This is a genomic window from Nitrospina gracilis 3/211 (assembly GCF_000341545.2).
Classification (GTDB): domain Bacteria; phylum Nitrospinota; class Nitrospinia; order Nitrospinales; family Nitrospinaceae; genus Nitrospina; species Nitrospina gracilis.
The window spans coordinates 2,579,384-2,581,439 of record NZ_HG422173.1 but is presented as its reverse complement, the minus strand read 5'-3'; the positions used below and the strand labels follow the sequence as shown (position 1 = coordinate 2,581,439).

Below are 2,056 nucleotides of genomic sequence, written 5' to 3'. Positions count from 1 at the left end.
CCCGGAAGGTGGAAAAATTTTTCCAGCAGGCCGAAGAGATCGAACTTTTTCCTGTTCTCCACAAAACAGGCAGACACCGCCTGCCCCGCCCCGGTGAAGTTGCCACTGATCTCAAGGCGGTAGAGCCCGCCATCGCAAACGGATTTTGCCGTGACGTTGGCGCCTGTTGCATGGATGGCTTCCACGACTTCCTGCAGGGAAGCGTTTTTCGTAATTTCGATCTGGGTTCTTTCCGCACCCGCCTTGAAAACCAGCACGCCGCTCCTGCCGGTGAACGCATGGTCCGGGCCTGCAAAGGTTTGCGGGGAGCGAACGGTCCCCGCTCGCGCCAACTGGTGGATGTCAATTCGATAGGTCCCGGCCGGAGTCGAATCGCTGACCTGCAGACCGAGCCCTGCCGTACCGTCGGAAATGAATTCTCCTTCTTTTCCGACGACGATGGTTTTGCCCGGAGTGGCGGGCGTGGGAATCGTAACGCAGAGATTGCGAAGAGTGGATTTGAACGACGTGACCATGGCGCCGAGCCGGTTCAATAAATCCAGCCGCCGTTCGTAAAACGTGCGTTCCGTTGCTTTGGTCTGTAAACTTTTTTTGCGGAGGCCGACCAGTTGCTCGGCCGAACGGGCGGTTTCCAATCCGTGCTTCATTTCAGACAAGGAAGACAAGTGCATGAGCCACCTCGATTATTCTGGTTGCAAGTTCACTTCCTCCCCCTTCATCCCATTTATCGACGGCTTGAAAAAATCCCTTTAGACTTATTTGAAGTCGATACCAAACTACAGGGGTTTGGGAGAGGGTACAGCCTTTTTTGAAAAGGATTGTCCACTGCGAGGTTAGAATAGATAAGGCCGGGGCGCGGGGCAAAATTATTTTTTTTGCCGGTACCGGTTTTCTGAAAATCTGGAGGGGCCTGGCGTCCCGGGGAGGAAGGGCAGGAGGGCGGGGTGCCCTCCTGATGAACCCATCTTCCGGTCAGTTAATTGGAGGACTTGAGCGCTCCCGGCAGGTTGGCCAGAGAGGCCTGAACTGCTTCCCGCTGTGAATTCAGTTGTCCCAGTATGGTCTCCAGCCGGATGAACTGGTGACGCAGGTTGTCCTCGAACAGCTTCAACCGGTCGTCGAGCATCAATATCACCTCGTTCAGGTCCTCGATTTTTTTCGTGGTGGTGTTGATGTCCGCGGCCAGGGCGCTGTCGCCGCTTTCCCGGGTGCTTTCCGTCAATGCCCGGTCCAGTTTTTCTGCAATGCCGATGGAGACGGTCAGCGTGCCCTTGTCGCCGTCGGTTTCCAGTTCCGCCGGGTCGATGCTGAACACCAGTCCCTCGGCGCTGGTGTCCTGCGCTCCGATGTAGGTGTTCCCCGGACCCGCCACCGCCGCCACGAATTCCGTTTCCCCGGATTTTCTGAGGTGCGGCACCCCGTCGATGACGCGCAGTTCGAACTCGCCCTCCTCCGTGAATTCGGAGGCGCTGACAAACTCGACTTCCGAGTGGCTGGCCGAACCGCTGGTGATGAACAGGTTGATCACGCCTTGCGGGTCACTGGACAGGGCGGAGGCCAGCTTGGCGGAATCGAGTTCCAGCGTGCCGTCGCCGCGGGTGGCGATGCCGATGGTCGACAGGTAATTCAAATCCCCGCTCAGCCCCTGCACTTTGGCGGAAACCTGGTCGGCGAGGTTCTGCTTCAATTGACGCAGGGAAGCGCTGCCGAACAGCGGGCCGGTTTCCAGTGTATCGCTGTCGAAAAATGCGTTCTTTTCAATGAACGCCAGGATTTCATTGTATTCCTCGACAAAGGCCTCGATCTTGTCCTCGATTTCATCGGTGGAGATGCTGATCTGGATGGTGCCCGATCCCTCGGCCTCGAGCGTCAGGGTGGTGCCGTCGATCAAGTCGTCCACGATGTTGCTGGAGCGGTTGTACTGAATGTTGTCGAGGGTGAAGACCGCATCCTGCGCCGCCTGTGTGCTGGAGAAAGTCTGGTCCCGTCCCGGTTCGTCGAACACGGCGGAGACGGCGTTTGCGATGCCGCTCTGGTTGCCGGTGATGACAATGCT

At 57.6% G+C, this 2,056-nt stretch carries 2 protein-coding genes; both read right to left on the bottom strand.

Annotated features, from left to right (window positions below; all coding sequences use genetic code 11):
• The coding region (locus TX82_RS16385) for a flagellar cap protein FliD N-terminal domain-containing protein (RefSeq protein WP_042251224.1) at positions 1 to 671 on the bottom strand (671 nt) is incomplete at its 3' end.
• A gap of 305 nt (positions 672 to 976) precedes the next feature.
• Positions 977 to 2,056: flagellar filament capping protein FliD (gene fliD, locus TX82_RS12340; protein ID WP_187291969.1), on the bottom strand; the 1,080-nt coding region annotated here is incomplete at its 5' end.